The sequence below is a fragment of the Halalkalibaculum sp. DA384 genome (assembly GCF_043951955.1).
Taxonomy (GTDB): domain Bacteria; phylum Bacteroidota; class Rhodothermia; order Balneolales; family Balneolaceae; genus JAMQKA01.
This window is the reverse complement of sequence record NZ_JBINJE010000003.1, coordinates 211,571-227,266: the sequence shown is the minus strand read 5'-3', so window position 1 is coordinate 227,266 and position 15,696 is coordinate 211,571. Positions and strand designations below refer to the sequence as shown.

Below are 15,696 nucleotides of genomic sequence, written 5' to 3'. Positions count from 1 at the left end.
CACCGCAATATTATGAGTGATAAGAAAAACAAGACCATACATTGCTCCTTTTGTGACCGCTCCAGCCACGAGGTAAACAGCATGGTGGCCGGTCCGAATGATGTGTATATCTGCGATCGCTGTGTGGCTGATGCCTCGGGCATCGTCAAAAGTGATCTCGCTTCCATGTCAAAAAAACGGGAGCATAACTTCAAGCCGATCCTGAAACCGGCCGAGATCAAGGCACGGCTCGACGACTATGTAATCGGGCAGGAACAGGCCAAGAAAACTCTGTCGGTGGCTGTCTATAATCACTATAAGCGCATCGGGGGGGAGCTCTCGGGAGATATAGACGATACTCTTGTGGAAAAGAGCAATATTATGCTGCTGGGACCCACCGGTTGCGGAAAGACGCTGCTGGCACGCACACTGGCCAATGTCATTGACGTACCGTTTACCATCGCCGATGCCACCGTGCTCACCGAAGCGGGATATGTGGGCGAAGATGTGGAGAGCATCCTTTCCAGCCTGCTGCAGTCGGCTGATTATGATGTGGAGCGTGCGCGGCGCGGAATTGTCTATATCGACGAGGTGGACAAAGTGGCCCGGAAAAGCGATAATCCTTCCATCACGCGGGATGTATCCGGGGAAGGCGTACAGCAGGCCCTGTTGAAAATCCTGGAGGGAACGGTGGCGAATGTACCGCCCAAAGGCGGGCGCAAGCACCCGGAGCAGAGTTTTATCCAGATTGATACCTCCAATATCCTGTTTATTTGCGGCGGGGCGTTCAGCGGACTCGAAGAAATTATTGCCCGCCGGCTGTCGGTCAGCTCCATGGGCTTCCATTCGGAAGAGCAGATCAAGTATGACAAGGAGGATCCCGATATTTTTACCCACGTGGAACCGGAGGATCTCCAGAACTATGGCCTCATCCCCGAGCTTATCGGACGACTGCCGGTAATTGCGGGATTGCACCAGCTTTCGAAGGATGCGATGATCGAAATTTTGCAGCGTCCCAAAAACGCCCTGGTCAAACAGTACAAAAAATTGTTCAACTTTGAAGGGGTTGAACTTATCTTTGAGGAGGAGGCGCTGGAAGAGATTGTCAAGAAAGCACTCCGCCGCAAGACGGGGGCAAGAGGGCTTCGGTCAATCATGGAGGAGTCGATGCTCGATATCATGTTTACGCTGCCGTCCATGAAAAATGTGGAGCGTTGCGTGGTCACGCGCGAGACGATCCAAAACAATGCTCCGCCTGTTTACGAAAAGCGCAAAGCATCTGCATGACAGGCCGTTGATTATGTATTGTAATTCAGGCATCATCCGTATCGGGTGGTGCCTTTTTTATTGTCAAGCCCATGAATTACCGGTCCGGCGCTTTTATATTGCATGTTATGGAATAATTCCGATCTTCAGGGCAGTACCGCTAATAGTTGAAATCCCAGGATGAAGCAATTTCTCACGTCAAATAGAATCAACATCGTTTTGATCGGGCTGCTGATCTGTCTTGGCCTTGGATCTTTTGCCTATAACCAATACCTGGTTAACCGGGTATTGCAGCAGGAGCGGCTGAGTGTTGAGCTCTGGGCGCGTGCTATTGAGTATACCGGTCGACCGGTGCACAGCGAGATCAGCCAAAATTTGTTGACTGTCATGAATGAGCTCCAGCGATACGCGGCTGTTCCCGACAGTATCATTGCGCTGGTTGAGGAGGCCGAGGCTGACCGAACATCCCAAAATTTCGTCGCTTCGGAGCTGATTATTAAAGATCGGTTTAAAATTCCTTCGATTATTGTGGATGAACGGGGTGAAATTATTTTTAATCGCAATGTGGACGAATCTAACCTGAACCAGGATCTCATTGAACGGTTTAAGGCGATGAACGATCCTATTGAGGTAAAAGTGGGAGACAACACCTATTCGCAAACGCAGTATGTGTACTACGGGGAAAGTCCCACCGTGCAGATGCTGCGCTACTTTCCATATATCCAGTTTACCCTGTTGGCCCTTCTGCTTGGAATCGCCTACGTGAGCTACCGAACGATTACACGGGCAGAGCAGTCTAATTTATGGGTGGGGATGACAAAAGAGGCTGCCCATCAGCTGGGCACGCCGCTTTCAAGCCTGTACGGCTGGGTGGAACTGCTCAGGGATGAGAAAGCGGGCGACGATTTTACGGAGCGGATATGCAACGAACTTGAGAAAGATATTTCCAGATTGCGGGGGGTGGCGGAGCGGTTTAACAAAATCGGGTCGGAGCCGGAGTTGAAGTCGCAGCGTATCGGTCCCTTGCTGGATCAGGTGATCGACTATATGGAACAGCGGCTGCCCCAGCTGGGCAAGCAGGTGGAGGTGAGCCGCGATTTTGACCACAACCTGCGAGCCAGGGTTAATACCGAACTATTCCAATGGGCGGTGGAAAACCTGCTCAAAAATGCCATGGATGCCATAAAAATCAGCGGAGAACCCGCCTATGTGAAAGTGACAACGAAGCGCATTGAAAACGACCTGATGATAGATATCGAGGACTCCGGCGTGGGTATTGAAAAATCATATCACCAGCAGATATTCAAACCGGGGTACAGCACCAAAAAACGGGGCTGGGGATTAGGACTGAGCCTGACCAACCGGATTATTGAAAATTATCACAAGGGCAAGCTGTTTGTGCTTGAATCAGAAGAGGGCAAGGGAACAACCATCCGGATTGTATTAAAACTGGATTTGGAAGAGGATCAAAAAACGCAGTGATACCCGCCGGCCACCGAGTTATTGAGTAATGACACAGATAAGTTTACTGCTGGTGTAGTGGCGAACCGTGGATTTCGTCCGTTACTGGCAGACGGACGAAATGCGGACACCACCGATCGATCATTTGAAAGGGTTGTTTGAAAAACTATTCTGTGGTTAATCCGCAGTATCCGGCCTCATCTGCGTTCCAGTGTCCCGTAAACCCGACTGGTTATGGATGACTGGTACTAGTCAGGCTGGTAGCCACGTTTTTGTGCGTAATCCATCAGTTCTGCTTTCAGCAGGTTTCGCCCGCGATGCAGGCGGGAACGGATGGTGCCGATCGGGACATCAAGCATATTTGCAATCTCCTCGTAGGTAAACCCTTCTACGTCACAAAGGAGTACAACAGTCCGAAAATCTTCCGGAAGCTCTTCCAGGGCATTGGAGATGTCGTCATCGATCAGCTCGCGGAACATCCGGTCTTCAAGGTCGGAGGTGTCGGTACGTTCAGCGCGAATGGTTTCGTAGAAGGTCGCAACTTCGTCGTAATCAACCTGGTTGGGTTGTTTGGACTGCTTGCGATAGTTGTTGATATAGGAGTTTTTCAGGATGCGGAACAACCAGGCCTTGGCGTTGGTCCCTTTCTCATAACTGCTGAAAAAACGGAACGCCTTGACAATCGTATCCTGCACGAGATCCTCAGCATCATTGGGATCCGAGGTTAATCGGAGCGCAAAATTGTACAGCGCATCCAGGTGAGGAATAATTTCCTCCTCAAAATCTTCCTGTTTTTGTACTTCTTCTTTGGTTAATTCGGCCATCCCGAACTGGCACCTTTGTTGAAAATTAAATGTATCTCTTCGAACCAGCTATATAAATATATCGATTAATTATCGAAAGTACCTGAAATCATTTGATTCTACGTGTCGTTCAATGTTGAATTATGAGTATATCAATAATCTGTTTAAAACTTAAATAGATTGTATTGATATAAGCAGTAATTCTTTTCTAACAACCCTGAAAATAATCCGCTGATGTAAAGAGGGAATGAAGTTGCCGATGGCCTGTCTACATGAATGCCACGACCATGATGTCGTAAATGGCATGGGTCCATGCGGCAAGGCCAAACCCTCTCCATACGTAGATTCCGTTCAGTGCCAGGCCGAAGAGAAAGCGAAACAGGAAGGAGCCAAAGGTGAACGGGTCGCCGAGCACCCCGATGTAATGAACTGCACTGAAAATAGCGGCTGCCAGCAGTACGGCGGAGGTAACCGCCATCCACTTTTTACTGAAAAGATATTTGAAGACAAATATAAGGGCGGAAACCAGGATAACACGGAAAAAAAGCTCCTCATACAGACCTGCACCAAGGGAAAGGGCAAGCTGCTGCAGCGTGGTAAGTGATTCCATCGGCTGCACCTGTACGACTTGCAGAAGCGCGTCAAGAGTTTGCGAGATCAGCAGGGCCAGCAGGTAGGCATAGACGGTTGCCTCTGCGATCATTAAAAAGAAATAGGAGATGTTGAGAGTACGCAGCTTGCTGCGGTCGCGGTACAGGATATACATACCCAGCAGCGCAACGAATATGAGCGTGATGGAAAGTACATCCTGTCCAAAGTTCGAGAACAGCGATTTAATCCACACATCCACCGAAATACGAACCACCTGGGAGGAGTCTGGCTGGGATATAAAAATGAGCACCTCGTACAGCAAAAGCAGCGGAAGGCTGATCAGGTAACTGTAGAGCAGGGTATTGGTATTCCTGAAATAGGTTTTAAGTGACGAAAAATGGTGGCTCATTGATCCTGAAACATATTGACAGTAGCATTGCCTGATGTGTTAAGCTCCAGCGCCTGAAGGGCCGCGTGCGAGAGCCTGAGCCCTTCTCCGGAGAACCGGTCGTTGATGCGCACGTAGATTCCTTTGCTGTTACCGGGGTTTTGTACGAATATCACATTCCCGAGTGCAATATTGGAATGGGCAGCGGTTAACTCGTCGGGGTTGTAAAGTTCGCCGCTGGTGGTTGTGGTCCCGATTTGATTTTCACTGTAGACACTTACCAGGGTCTGTCCCAGATTCTTCAGGTTTGACTTGACGGAATAGGGGTTAGGATGCGACCGGGAAGGAGGCAGTAACACGGTGACTTGCTGCCCGCTTTGGATGGAAGAGATATCTGGATTGAGGGCCCGAAATTCGGGTTCTGTCATGTCAAACCGGTTCAGCAACGACTGAAGAGTGCTCCCGCTTTCAACCGTATGGACTACAAACGCCCCTTGCGGAGTCGAGTTTTCGATGTTTTCTGCCACGGAGGGAGCGGCCTGCCCCACTTTTCGAACGGTAAGCTGTTGGCCTACACGGATGGTATTGGAGGTGAGATCGTTCAGTGATTTTAGCTCATCAATGGTCATGTTGTGTTCTCTGGCAATCTTGTACAATGAATCTCCACTTTTGACCGTATAGTAGGTGTTGCTGCTGGCCGGGGTGTTGACCACCAGTGAACGGCCGGCGGTGTCGGGAAGGGCACCCGATGGGCTTTCAGAAGGATAGATGGTGAGCTCACGGCCAATTTCAAGATCGTTCCCGGAGAGGTCATTCCAGCGTTTTAATTCCGGTATGGTGACCTGGTACTGTTTGGAAATTGAAAAAAGAGTTTCGCGCGGCTGTACCTCGTGCGTGATGGTGTCGGTCGGCGGTTCGCCGGAAGGTTGCCCCACCACCAGCGTTTGTCCTACACGGAGCTCATCGTTCTGAAGATCGTTCCACTCCCGGAGCTGCTGCACACTCACATCATATTGTTTGGAGATGTTGAAAAGCGTTTCCCCGGCCCTGACCGTATGGGTCTGCTGCCCCTGGGCCTGCGCCGCGGAGTGCCATCCCAGCAGCAAAACCAGGATCAATCCCGCCTTGAACAGGGTGTGGATAGAATGGCCAATACGATTCATCTGCTTACTGCCATAATTATTTTTCATATTCATCGTCGTTCAATCATTACGCAATTCCATGTTTAGTTCGGCAAGCGCCTCTTTTAACTCAGAAACGGTACGCTCTTTCGCATTATTGGATGAGGCGATCTCAATCCCTTCAGTATAGGTGATTTGGGCCTGTTGGTTCAAACCTAACAGCTCATACGTTTTACCAAGGTGGTAATAGACGCCTACATATTCGGGATCATTGTTGCGGATCGATTCAAAAAGAACCCGCGCCTTGTCATATTGGTCCCTTTTGTTGAATTCCAGGGCCAGAGCGAATTTCGAAAAAGAATCGTCGGGATCCTTCTTAATATTTTGTGCCAGCGTTTTAAGCCGGGCATTATCTCGATCTTCTGCCATCACTAGATTATGAGTGCACCCATTTTATTATGTTAAACACTATTCGAAAATAAGGAAAATATGTGAACCTGAAACCTCGGTTGACAGGAAGCAGGAACTGCCAATTTACAGGAACCATCTCAAAGCCCCAATTAATGACGTTTATCCCGTATTCCGATAATAGTTGTATTTGTTATTCAACAGTAATTAGGTTTTGGATAGAGTATCGGAAATTTCGGGCGTGAAGCTGAAAAAAACTGTATCCCCACATTACCACTATATTCATGAACCAATACTCTTTAGATAGCCCTCCTGGAGTTGAGGGATTCAGCGAAGCGGGGCTCCTGGGTAGAGAAAAATAAAATCATATCAATTTTTTCAGGAGTTTGGGTATCATTATCCATTTAAGCTGGGGGTGCCCCGGTATGATTTGATCCCACCGGTTGGCCGGCTGTTCAAAGCAGATAAGGGCTGCCGTCGGCACGCGAATATTGGCTTCTCCGCCCAAGCTGCTGGCGATATCCTCCATCTTGGGATTATGCCCCACCAGCATGATGCATTCAATGTTTTTCGGGACCTGTTGAATCGCATCGAGATAATCTCCTGCCGTACCATAGTAAAGATTGTCATTCCAGGTGATGAGATCTTCATCAAGTCCGGCGGCTTCCAGGCAGAGTTGCGTAGTTTCTTTGGCCCGCTCAGCCGGGGAAGAGATCACAAGTCCAGGTAAATACCCGGTTTTTTTGAGAAACCTGCCCATACGGGGCGCATCCTTCTGACCCCGGGCGGCGAGGGGACGGTCAAAATCTTTGAGGTGGGGAATTTCCCATGATGATTTTGCATGCCGGAGAAGAAGTATCTGTTTCATAGCAAGTCTGTTTATTTGGTATATCGGGAGCTTCTCATTTCCAATTCGGAACCGGGAACAGGTCCAAACGTGTGGTACCCGGAGGATTTTATATTTCAGCTAAAATCTTGTTGGGTGCGTACAGGGTAAGTGTAACACCCCGGGCGATCATAAACAAGACCATGGCCAGCCAGATGGCGTGAACGCCGAGATATCCCACGCCCAGGTAGTAGGCTGGGAGAAAAACAGCCAGTGTAGCGATTAACATGGAGTCTCGCATCGGTCCGGTGGCAGTTGCCCCGATAAAAATGCCGTCCCATATATAGCAAAAACTGCTGACCGTGGGTCCCGCAACCGTCCAGAAAAACACGGTGAGTGCCGTATCGATCACCGCCTGTTGATCAGTGAAGAGGGCCAGGAGCGAGGTGTCAAACAGCCAGTAAAAGGCCGATGCCCCTACTCCGATGCCGATTCCCCAGCTAAAGCAGTATTGTACGGCCAGTTTTACCTTTTTACGGTCTCTGGACCCGGTAAACCGACCAACCAGGCTTTCTGCGGCGTAAGCAAACCCATCAACCCCGTAGGAGACGATCATCCAAAGCTGCAGGAGAATACTGTTGGCGGCCAGAATTACGTCTCCGAATTCTGCGGACTTGGCAGTGAAAAAGGAAAAAGTGAAGATAAGGCAGAGCGTGCGGATAAAGATGTCCCGGTTGACGGCAAAAAACTTTTTGATGGCCCCCAGCTCCATCAGTCGTTCGTGGAGATACGCGCTCAGCCAGTCGCGGTATTTCCATACCAGCAGTACGATGGCCAGCGTTATGCCGGCGTAGCGGGCGATCAGCGTGCCGGTGGCAACACCATCCACATGCATTCCCATCCCGTATACAAACAGGAAATCGAGCCCGATATTGAGTCCGTTCAGGAAAACGGTAACGATCATCGGGTAGCGGGCATTCTGCATCCCCAGGAACCACCCGTTGATGGCATAGAGCCCGAGCGTGGCAGGGGCCGCGTAAATACGGATGTCAAAGTAAATTTCAGTATAACGCTCCACCTCTGGAGAAGCCTCCACCAGCCAGAAGCTCAGCTCGGCAATCCAGGTCTGCAGCAGAATGATGAGTACGCTGAACAGTGCGGCGACGGAAAGAGCCCGTGCCAGTATCAGCACGCTTTCAGGGCGATCTTCTTCCCCAAACGCCTGTGCGGTCAGGCCGGTGGTCCCCATGCGCAGGAAGCCGAATCCCCAAAAAAGAAAATTGAAGATCATGCCCCCCACCGCGATGGCCCCAAGATAGTACACTTCATCAAGGTGGCCGACAAGAGCGGTGTCTACGACCCCAAGCAGGGGGACCGATAGATTGCTGATGATATTTGGTATTGCCAGGTTTAGTATCTTGCGGTTCAACGGGGATGCTGTATTGCTGAATACTTCTTGTGGATAATGAAAGGCGGGAAAGTAAAAAATTATATACCATTTTAGGAGAAATATCGGAATTTCCTTACTTCTGTCAGATAGTCGGCAGAGGTGAGCCACCATCCGGGCAACAGCCACCCGCCACCGAAAAATTCCCTTTGTTATTTTGATTGACAACGGTGATATTCCGAAGAGTCAGGGACAGGTGCCGATATCTTCTGAAAAGGGTGCAGAAGTTAAACTTTGTTTTCCACAGTTGCTTTTGCCAGTTAGAGTTGCATATCATGAGGTCGGCATGTATTTTCAAAGTCAATTTTCTGAAACCACGTTTAAGGAATACAGCATAAGATGAATATTGAACAGCGCAATCAACTGTTAAGTATTATTTTAGGGATCATCATTCTTGTTTTGGGGTATTTTCTCTACCACGCCATTGTTGATCCCTACGAGGAAGTTCTTGAACGCGAACAGATGACGGAACGGGTTCGTCACCGGATGTCGAATGTGAGGGATGCCCTTCAACAGTATAAAAACACGAGGGGAGATTTTCCTCCCACTCAGGGCGGGCTTGACAGCCTGGTTCAGTTCCTGAAAACAGATTCCCTGATGGTTGCTGAAGGCGACTCGCTTTTCACGGAGCTGCCTCCAAGTACCTACGATCCGGATTCTATTATTTACTCTCCGCGTTCACCGGAAAAGCGTTTCGAGTACACACTCAACGATACGCTTCGTCCCCAAATTTACCTGCTGGAAGATCCGGATACGGATGACAGAATCGGTTCTCTTGAGCAGACGACGCTGTTGAACGCAGCTTCCTGGGAATGATCAAGGATGACACCACCGAATCCAAGCCTTGGGCTCTGTTTTTTTGACAATCAGCTCTTTTATGCCGTAAGTAAACCGAAAAAACAGGCGACACTTGCGCGGATTGGATCGGTGGATTTTAATTTTGATCTGCCGGGAGCCCTCCTGGAGGGGGATCAGCACAACTTCCGGGGCATTAAAAACACCGTTGTCCGTTTGAAAGAGGAGTTCGGCATTAATCATATTCGTGTGCTCTCGTTTCCCACCCAGGAATGCTGGACAACCTTCCCAAAAGTGGTCTATGACAAGCCCGATGAACGGGAGGACCATATCAACATCCTTATGCAGGGTATCGACCGAAGCCAAATTGAGCCCACGTGGTATAATCTCAGTAACCAGAAGTTCAAGTTTTTGCTGTTGAGGAATCGGGAAAAGCTGGGAGGACTTCAGAAGCTGGCATCAAGCGCCTCTACAACCGATTTGATCAGCGATTTTGAGATCGGGAGCCGCTGGAGCAGGCACAGCGAAGTGAAAGGCTCGTACATGACCATCGGCTGTTTCCACAATGCCATTGCCGTCAGTTCATTTGTGTTGGGAAAGCTCCGGGGGGCTACCTACCTGAAGTTTGATGAGCCTGAAGACCTGCCGTACCTTTGGCTGCAAAATGCCAGGCAACTCAACTGGATGACGGGATTGCACGAGCAGGTATATGTATATGGCGTGAAGGCCTTTCGCATTATAGATATTTTACAGCCGTTCTGGGATGATGAGGCTTCAGAGATCATAAAGATGGATTCTCTCCAAAAGATGAAAGTTGAGGCTGAAGAAACCTCATACGGCTTTAGCCTGGCATGTGCCTTCCCGGCGATTATGCTGGCACTGGAGGAGTAAATTCCGCCCTGTCCGGCACGAAAATAAACAAACGGGGAGTGACGCAGGGAGTAAAATTTTCTATTTTATATTATCTCTGAATACAGCAGCTTTTGTTAAACCGTTGAATGGATTATGCGAATTATTACCGGTACGCTGAAAGGAAGAAAAATTAATATTCCCAAAACGCTGAAGGTGCGTCCTACCTCTGATCGTACCAAGGAGGGGCTCTTTTCTGTGATCGAGGCGCGCCGGTATATCCGCGATGCCAATGTGTTGGATCTTTTTGCAGGCTCCGGGAACCTCGGGGTTGAAGCGATCTCACGCGGGGCCTCCAGGGTGCTGTTTGTAGATAACGATCACTTTAACATTCGCCATATTGAAGAGCTCGGCCGGGAGTTTGATATTGAGGATCAAATTCGCACAGCGGTAGCGGATGTGGCCGACTTTCTGGATGGCCCGCCCCTGCCTTACGACATTATTTTTTCGGATCCTCCCTACGAATATCCCCGCATGGAGCAAATGATTGAGACAATCCTGGAAAAGGGATGGCTGAATGACCGCGGCTGGTTTGTACTTGAACACGACAAGCGCCACGATTTTACAGAGCACCCCAATTGCTTTTTTTCGAAAGCCTACGGCAGAACCATCGTAAGTATATTTTTGCAGGAGGAGCCGGAATAAGCGATTATTGCCACTGTGGAGTTCCGCCGCTTCCGCAGTATGTTGCGCTTTGCACACTGACTAATTGTTAATCAAATTGCCGCCTATGAAAACTCTGGCACTCTACCCCGGCTCATTCGATCCCATCACCTATGGTCATCTCGATATTCTGGAGCGGGCTACCGAACTGTTTGATACCATCATTGTGACCATTGCTGTAAATAACCGCAAGAGCACCGTATTTTCCGGCGACAAGCGGGAAGCCCTGATCCGCAAATGCCTGGAAGGCAAGGAGTGGTCCGGGCATGTGCAGGTTGAGCAGTTTACCGGCCTGCTGGTCGACTTTGCACGGGAAAAGGGTGCGCAGACACTGGTCAGGGGGGTACGACAGATATCCGATTTTGAGTATGAGTTCCGCATGGCGCTCACCAACCGCCGCCTGGCTCCCGATGTGGATACCGTTTTCCTGATGCCCAACGAACAGTTGACCTTCATTTCCGCCTCGCTCGTAAAAGAGGTGGCCTACTGGGATGGAGATCTCTCATCTTTTGTGCCAGAGCATGTGGCAAAGGCGCTTCGAGACTATTATAAAGATAACGAGCAATGAGAACGTATTTTGTATTGCGTACTGCGTATTTGGATGAGGCGCTGTTTATCACCCAGAAAAATAGTAGGAAATATACAGTATGCTCCTGGATAATTAGCTGCTGGTGCAACACATTTCCGGCTCATTGAAAATTGGTATCTGTTATTTCCCAAATCTATAGAAATCCAACCCATCTTTTGCTATTTTCAGCGGTCATTGTCGACATTTATTTGTTAAATCCCAATACATTCACTTATGATATCAAAACGAGCACAAGAACTGTCACCTTCAGAAACGCTGAAAATTTCCGCCCGTGCCAAAGAGCTGAAGCGCGAGGGACGTTCCATCGTTTCTCTCAGCGCGGGAGAGCCCGATTTTCAAACCCCGAAACATATCTGTAATGCTGCCATCAAGGCGATTAACGATGGCTTTCACGGGTATACCATGAACACCGGGACCCCCGAACTCCGGGAAGCGATTGCGGGCAAGCTGAAGCGAGATAACGGGCTGGATTTCGATCCCTCACAGGTAATCGTCAGCAACGGTGCCAAGCAGTCGCTGGGATTTAGCATGCTGGCGCTTATCGATCCCGGTGACGAAGTGATTATACCGGCTCCCTACTGGGTGTCATATCCACAGATGGTCAAATTGGCCGAAGGTACAAGCGTGACCGTGCGCACCGCTTTTGAAAACGACTATAAAATGACGCCAGTGCAGCTCGAAGAGGCGATCACCGATAAAACCAAGGCGCTTATCCTCTGTTCACCCTCCAATCCCACCGGCACCCGCTACACCGCCGATGAACTGCGCGGTCTCGCGGACGTACTGGTCAACCATCCCGGCGTGGTCATTATTTCGGATGAAATTTATGAATATATCAACTACGAGGGAGATCATGACGGCATCCTGCAGGTTGCACCCGAACTGAAGGACCGGACACTCGTCATCAATGGTTTCTCCAAGGGATTTGCCATGACCGGCTGGCGGCTGGGATATATGGCCGGACCGGAAGAGGTGGTTAATGCCGTATCCAAGATTCAGAGCCAGGAAACGTCGGCTCCCTCCGCCATCTCGCAGAAAGCGGGTGAAGCGGCGTACACCGGCTCCCTTGAAGAGGTACACAAGATGCGTGACCAGTTTGAAAAGCGCAGGAATTACATCGTGGATGTACTCTCGGCGATCGATGGCGTAAAGTGCTTTAAGCCGGCCGGGGCGTTTTACGTGTTCCCGGACGTTTCGGAACATCTCGGGAAGACCGGTGCGGACGGGAACAGAATCGAGACGACGACGGACCTCTGCCTCTACCTGCTGGACGGAGTGGGACTTGCGGCGGTGCCCGGCGACGCCTTTGGTGAACCCAACGGCATCCGGCTGAGTTATGCGTCTGCCATGGAGGAGCTGGAAGAGGGTGTGCGGCGGCTTGAAAAAGGACTGAGCGAACTTTCCTGACCTGAAATGGTGTTGTAACACTGAATTTTTGTACAAAAAGGTGATTTTGGCACGCTTTATGTTTAGTTAGTGCCCTAAACCCTTAACAAATTGAATAACTATGCCTACATACGAATACAAACGAGAAGACGGATCCACCTTTGAAGTTACCCAGGGGATCAACGATGACCCGCTGGAAAAATGCCCCGAAACCGGTCAAAAAGTAAAGCGTTTGATCACCGGTGGAGGAGGCGTGGTGTATAAGGGTGACGGCTTTTACATCACCGATTACAAGAGAAAAGAGCAGAAAAACGGCAATGGATCGGCCGGAAACGGAGCAGCTGCATCTGCATCCGAATCGAAGACTGAATCTTCCACTTCCGAAAGCAGCTAACCAGCACAGGATAATCCGCCGTGAGTCAACAAACCCGCTCAGAACAGCACAAGCAGGCGTTAGAGCAATTTGTGTTGCTTTGGGGAGAAATGGCGTCGGCGTGGGGAATCAACAAGACGATGGCCCAGATTCATGCGCTCCTGTACGCCGAGGCCGACCCGCTGGATACCGACACGATTATGGAGCAGCTGGATATCAGCCGGGGAAATGCCAACATGAACCTGCGTAACCTGCTGAATTGGCAGCTCATCCACAAAGTCCATTTCAAGGGCAAACGCAAGGACTATTACACGGCGGAAAAGGATGTCTGGAATATCGTATCCACCATTGTTCGCGAGCGGCAGCAGCGGGAGGTGGCCCCGATCCGGCAAAACCTGCAGGAATGCCTGGAGGTGTTTGAAGCCGAAGGCGGTGCCCAGACAGAAGAGGAACAGGAGTTCAGGGAGCGGATCGAAAATTTTATGACTTTCCTGGAGATGTTTGAACGCTTTACGTCCGCCCTCCTGCCCTACATCAACAAAAACAACCTGAAATTTTTAAAGCAACTGGTAAAGCTGGCGGAATTGAAAGAGTCGATGAAAGGAAAACTGCCTGATACCATCAAACTGCCGGTGGACGATGACCAGTAAGCACCCGCGACAGATCGGCGACGAGGGTGAAGACCTGGCGGCTTCCTACCTGGAATCGAAGGAGTACACGGTTCTGGAACGCAACTATTTTTTTAAGCGCGCCGAGGTCGATATCGTAGCCTACGATGAGAAGCAGATCGTTTTCGTGGAAGTGAAATACCGATCGGATACCACCTTCGGAGAACCTGAGGACGCTATTTCGGAGCAGAAAAAGCAGAATATTTTCAAGGCGGCCGAAGCCTGGCTCTACGAGAGAAAGATGGATGGAGCACCGGTCCGTTTTGACGTCATATCAATTGTACAAAAGGAGAATGAAGCTCCCCGTTTCAAACATTTTGAGAACGCCTTCTGGATGACCAATTAACCAATTAAGTGTAGCCCTTCATGCATGACAAGGCTGATTGTGAATTAGTTACTCCAAAGCCGGGTCCTGATTTTTTATGCATTGCTGAATACCCGCTGTAGGGTTGATTTGCCCACAGACCAGTACCACCCGAGGGCAAGGCCGGTAACAATATGCCAGATGCCCCACCACGCCGCCACCAGGGCCATGCCACCCAGGCCATCAAAAAAGTTAAAAATAAGCAGTAGACCCAGTCCGGAGTTCTGAATACCGGTTTCAATGGCGATCGATTTGCGATCGGACCTTGACAAGTCAAAAATTGATGCCAGCCCGTAGCCGCCGGTCAGGGCAAAGGCGTTGTGGAAAAAGACGAGTCCGATAACAAGGTGCACGTAGTTGATAAAATTATCGTAATTCATGGCAAAAGCCACAAGCACAAAGGCAGAGAAAAAGAGAATGCCGAAACCCTTGATCCAGCTCGATATCTTCGTAGCCCACGGCTCCCTGAAGTGCCGTACCGTCATGCCCAGCAACAACGGTATCCCCAAAATTAACCCGATAATTTTAAAGACTTCCCAGAGGTTGATATGGATCTCTTTGAGCATAACACCAGTGGGCTCATAAAAGCTGGCCCACAAGGTAAAGTTGAATGGTGTTATCAGGATGGCCCCGAGCGTGGCAATGGCGGTCATCGTCACTGAAAGTGCGGCATTGCCGTTGGCGAGCAGGAAGAAAAAGTTGGAAATGTTGCCGCCCGGACACGCAGCAACCATAAACATGCCAAGCGCCATGCTGGGATGAGGTTCAAAAAAAAGAACCAGAAGAAAGGTGAGCACCGGCAATATAATAAACTGGGAAAAGACACCGACAAGCGTGGATTTGTGCTCGTTAGCCAATCGCCTGAAGTCGTCGACAGTCAGCTCCAGCGCCACTCCGAACATGATGAACGCCAGGGAAATATTCATGGCCAGCAACCCGCCGTCCCCCAAATTTAGCTGCAGGGCGTCAATAGATTCATTCATGGCGTAGATCCGTTCGAAAAACTACTGTTTCTTATATTAAATGATCCTGATACAGAACCCTACGGTGCCGAAGGATACAAAACTTTTTGGGGATTTCGGCAACCGATGTGCGGCAAACCGGGAAGCCGAAATAGTAATTTTTGCAACAACACCCGGCAGACAGAAAGCCGATGCTTTAGGGGTGGCAAGAGATGTTATACAGGATCGCATAATTTTAATCATTAGCTCAGCTTTAAAATTGCTATTATTACGAAAATTGCACTATTTTGAGGTCCATTACCGATAAATATCAGCTTTTTAGCACCCCATTTGATGAACTGGAAATTGATCAACCCCCTGAACTGGCGCAAGTCTTTTCTTCTCCTGGTCCTGGGAGGGTTTGTATTCGTATGGTTTGCATTTATCGATACTTACAGCCTGCTTACGCGGTACCAGCTGAGTGAACGCAAGGAGGATCTAAAGCTGAAAACCCGGCAACTGGAAGCTGAAACTGTCGAGTTAAAAGACAAGATTGAAGATCTGAAATCAGATTCCGCACTGCTGGAACGGATCGCCCGCGAGGAATACGGAATGCGCAAAGAAGGGGACGTGGTGTACAAGATCCGTGAACAAGAGTAATGCATTCTCCTTTACAACTGTTTGTCTGCCGCTTCTCTTTTCTACTATAATTTATCGT

The 15,696-nt window shown here is 49.6% G+C and carries 18 protein-coding genes; 11 read left to right on the top strand and 7 right to left on the bottom strand.

Annotated elements, in window-relative coordinates:
• Positions 1 to 12 precede the first annotated feature (12 nt).
• Positions 13 to 1,266 (top strand): ATP-dependent Clp protease ATP-binding subunit ClpX, encoded by a 1,254-nt coding sequence (clpX, locus tag ACG2E4_RS03365; protein ID WP_395257388.1) that lies wholly within the window; start codon positions 13 to 15, stop codon positions 1,264 to 1,266.
• A gap of 159 nt (positions 1,267 to 1,425) precedes the next feature.
• A complete protein-coding gene (locus tag ACG2E4_RS03360) occupies positions 1,426 to 2,727 on the top strand; it encodes a sensor histidine kinase (protein WP_395275706.1) in 1,302 nt (433 codons plus the stop codon).
• 227 nt (positions 2,728 to 2,954) lie between these two features.
• On the opposite strand, the gene ACG2E4_RS03355 is transcribed toward ACG2E4_RS03360, so the two are convergent.
• The 6 genes from ACG2E4_RS03355 to ACG2E4_RS03330 all read right to left on the bottom strand — a co-directional run bounded on the left by ACG2E4_RS03355 (position 2,955) and on the right by ACG2E4_RS03330 (position 8,272).
• Entirely contained in the window at positions 2,955 to 3,530 is a 576-nt protein-coding gene (locus tag ACG2E4_RS03355) for a sigma-70 family RNA polymerase sigma factor (RefSeq protein WP_395257384.1), read from the bottom strand.
• Between the two features lie 247 nt (positions 3,531 to 3,777).
• Positions 3,778 to 4,509 (bottom strand): CPBP family intramembrane glutamic endopeptidase, encoded by a 732-nt coding sequence (locus ACG2E4_RS03350; protein ID WP_395257382.1) that lies wholly within the window; start codon positions 4,507 to 4,509, stop codon positions 3,778 to 3,780.
• Positions 4,506 to 5,678 (bottom strand): LysM peptidoglycan-binding domain-containing protein, encoded by a 1,173-nt coding sequence (locus tag ACG2E4_RS03345; RefSeq protein WP_395275705.1) that lies wholly within the window; start codon positions 5,676 to 5,678, stop codon positions 4,506 to 4,508. Before ACG2E4_RS03345 ends, ACG2E4_RS03350 begins: the two co-directional genes overlap by 4 nt.
• Positions 5,679 to 5,690: 12 nt before the next feature.
• The gene (locus ACG2E4_RS03340; protein WP_395257378.1) at positions 5,691 to 6,038 is read right to left on the bottom strand and encodes a hypothetical protein; all 348 of its coding nucleotides are present in this window, start codon (positions 6,036 to 6,038) and stop codon (positions 5,691 to 5,693) included.
• Positions 6,039 to 6,381: 343 nt separating this feature from the next.
• Entirely contained in the window at positions 6,382 to 6,885 is a 504-nt protein-coding gene (locus ACG2E4_RS03335) for a SixA phosphatase family protein (RefSeq protein ID WP_395257376.1), read from the bottom strand.
• An 88-nt stretch (positions 6,886 to 6,973) separates the two neighbouring features.
• Complete coding sequence (locus ACG2E4_RS03330) at positions 6,974 to 8,272, bottom strand: MATE family efflux transporter (RefSeq protein WP_395257374.1); 1,299 nt, start codon at positions 8,270 to 8,272, stop codon at positions 6,974 to 6,976.
• Positions 8,273 to 8,629: 357 nt separating this feature from the next.
• Here ACG2E4_RS03330 and ACG2E4_RS03325 point away from each other — a divergent pair, with 357 nt between their 5' ends.
• From ACG2E4_RS03325 to ACG2E4_RS03290, 8 genes are all read left to right on the top strand, one after another.
• Positions 8,630 to 9,106, top strand: a complete 477-nt coding sequence (locus tag ACG2E4_RS03325) for a hypothetical protein (RefSeq protein WP_395257372.1) — start codon at positions 8,630 to 8,632, stop codon at positions 9,104 to 9,106.
• Positions 9,107 to 9,112: 6 nt separating this feature from the next.
• Complete coding sequence (locus tag ACG2E4_RS03320; protein ID WP_395275704.1) at positions 9,113 to 9,976, top strand: hypothetical protein; 864 nt, start codon at positions 9,113 to 9,115, stop codon at positions 9,974 to 9,976.
• Between the two features lie 114 nt (positions 9,977 to 10,090).
• Positions 10,091 to 10,639, top strand: a complete 549-nt coding sequence (gene rsmD / locus ACG2E4_RS03315) for a 16S rRNA (guanine(966)-N(2))-methyltransferase RsmD (RefSeq protein WP_395275703.1) — start codon at positions 10,091 to 10,093, stop codon at positions 10,637 to 10,639.
• Between the two features lie 85 nt (positions 10,640 to 10,724).
• Positions 10,725 to 11,225, top strand: coding sequence for a pantetheine-phosphate adenylyltransferase (gene coaD / locus ACG2E4_RS03310; protein WP_395275702.1), 501 nt, complete (start codon positions 10,725 to 10,727; stop codon positions 11,223 to 11,225).
• Positions 11,226 to 11,459: 234 nt separating this feature from the next.
• Positions 11,460 to 12,653: a pyridoxal phosphate-dependent aminotransferase gene (locus tag ACG2E4_RS03305; RefSeq protein WP_395257364.1), complete on the top strand. Its 1,194-nt coding sequence runs from the start codon at positions 11,460 to 11,462 to the stop codon at positions 12,651 to 12,653.
• 100 nt (positions 12,654 to 12,753) lie between these two features.
• Positions 12,754 to 13,026: an FmdB family zinc ribbon protein gene (locus ACG2E4_RS03300; protein ID WP_395257362.1), complete on the top strand. Its 273-nt coding sequence runs from the start codon at positions 12,754 to 12,756 to the stop codon at positions 13,024 to 13,026.
• Positions 13,027 to 13,046: 20 nt separating this feature from the next.
• Positions 13,047 to 13,655 (top strand): GbsR/MarR family transcriptional regulator, encoded by a 609-nt coding sequence (locus tag ACG2E4_RS03295; RefSeq protein ID WP_395257360.1) that lies wholly within the window; start codon positions 13,047 to 13,049, stop codon positions 13,653 to 13,655.
• Positions 13,645 to 14,019, top strand: a complete 375-nt coding sequence (locus tag ACG2E4_RS03290) for a YraN family protein (protein WP_395257358.1) — start codon at positions 13,645 to 13,647, stop codon at positions 14,017 to 14,019. Before ACG2E4_RS03295 ends, ACG2E4_RS03290 begins: the two co-directional genes overlap by 11 nt.
• Positions 14,020 to 14,093: 74 nt before the next feature.
• Here the strand turns inward: ACG2E4_RS03290 and ACG2E4_RS03285 are convergent, their stop codons facing one another.
• Positions 14,094 to 15,020: a bile acid:sodium symporter family protein gene (locus tag ACG2E4_RS03285; protein WP_395275701.1), complete on the bottom strand. Its 927-nt coding sequence runs from the start codon at positions 15,018 to 15,020 to the stop codon at positions 14,094 to 14,096.
• A gap of 312 nt (positions 15,021 to 15,332) precedes the next feature.
• Here ACG2E4_RS03285 and ACG2E4_RS03280 point away from each other — a divergent pair, with 312 nt between their 5' ends.
• Positions 15,333 to 15,638 carry a septum formation initiator family protein gene (locus ACG2E4_RS03280; protein WP_395275700.1) on the top strand — a complete coding sequence of 102 codons (306 nt, stop codon included), beginning with the start codon at positions 15,333 to 15,335 and terminating at the stop codon, positions 15,636 to 15,638.
• Positions 15,639 to 15,696 lie beyond the last annotated feature (58 nt).

What these genes read in the sequence shown, in the direction of transcription:
- clpX (WP_395257388.1), top strand. Translation starts at nt 13, where the DNA reads ATGAGTGATAAGAAAAACAAGACCATACATTGCTCCTTTTGTGACCGC.
- ACG2E4_RS03360 (WP_395275706.1), top strand. Translation starts at nt 1,426, where the DNA reads ATGAAGCAATTTCTCACGTCAAATAGAATCAACATCGTTTTGATCGGG.
- ACG2E4_RS03355 (WP_395257384.1), bottom strand. Translation starts at nt 3,530, where the DNA reads ATGGCCGAATTAACCAAAGAAGAAGTACAAAAACAGGAAGATTTTGAG.
- ACG2E4_RS03350 (WP_395257382.1), bottom strand. Translation starts at nt 4,509, where the DNA reads ATGAGCCACCATTTTTCGTCACTTAAAACCTATTTCAGGAATACCAAT.
- ACG2E4_RS03345 (WP_395275705.1), bottom strand. Translation starts at nt 5,678, where the DNA reads ATGAAAAATAATTATGGCAGTAAGCAGATGAATCGTATTGGCCATTCT.
- ACG2E4_RS03340 (WP_395257378.1), bottom strand. Translation starts at nt 6,038, where the DNA reads ATGGCAGAAGATCGAGATAATGCCCGGCTTAAAACGCTGGCACAAAAT.
- ACG2E4_RS03335 (WP_395257376.1), bottom strand. Translation starts at nt 6,885, where the DNA reads ATGAAACAGATACTTCTTCTCCGGCATGCAAAATCATCATGGGAAATT.
- ACG2E4_RS03325 (WP_395257372.1), top strand. Translation starts at nt 8,630, where the DNA reads ATGAATATTGAACAGCGCAATCAACTGTTAAGTATTATTTTAGGGATC.
- ACG2E4_RS03320 (WP_395275704.1), top strand. Translation starts at nt 9,113, where the DNA reads ATGACACCACCGAATCCAAGCCTTGGGCTCTGTTTTTTTGACAATCAG.
- rsmD (WP_395275703.1), top strand. Translation starts at nt 10,091, where the DNA reads ATGCGAATTATTACCGGTACGCTGAAAGGAAGAAAAATTAATATTCCC.
- coaD (WP_395275702.1), top strand. Translation starts at nt 10,725, where the DNA reads ATGAAAACTCTGGCACTCTACCCCGGCTCATTCGATCCCATCACCTAT.
- ACG2E4_RS03305 (WP_395257364.1), top strand. Translation starts at nt 11,460, where the DNA reads ATGATATCAAAACGAGCACAAGAACTGTCACCTTCAGAAACGCTGAAA.
- ACG2E4_RS03300 (WP_395257362.1), top strand. Translation starts at nt 12,754, where the DNA reads ATGCCTACATACGAATACAAACGAGAAGACGGATCCACCTTTGAAGTT.
- ACG2E4_RS03290 (WP_395257358.1), top strand. Translation starts at nt 13,645, where the DNA reads ATGACCAGTAAGCACCCGCGACAGATCGGCGACGAGGGTGAAGACCTG.
- ACG2E4_RS03285 (WP_395275701.1), bottom strand. Translation starts at nt 15,020, where the DNA reads ATGAATGAATCTATTGACGCCCTGCAGCTAAATTTGGGGGACGGCGGG.
- ACG2E4_RS03280 (WP_395275700.1), top strand. Translation starts at nt 15,333, where the DNA reads ATGAACTGGAAATTGATCAACCCCCTGAACTGGCGCAAGTCTTTTCTT.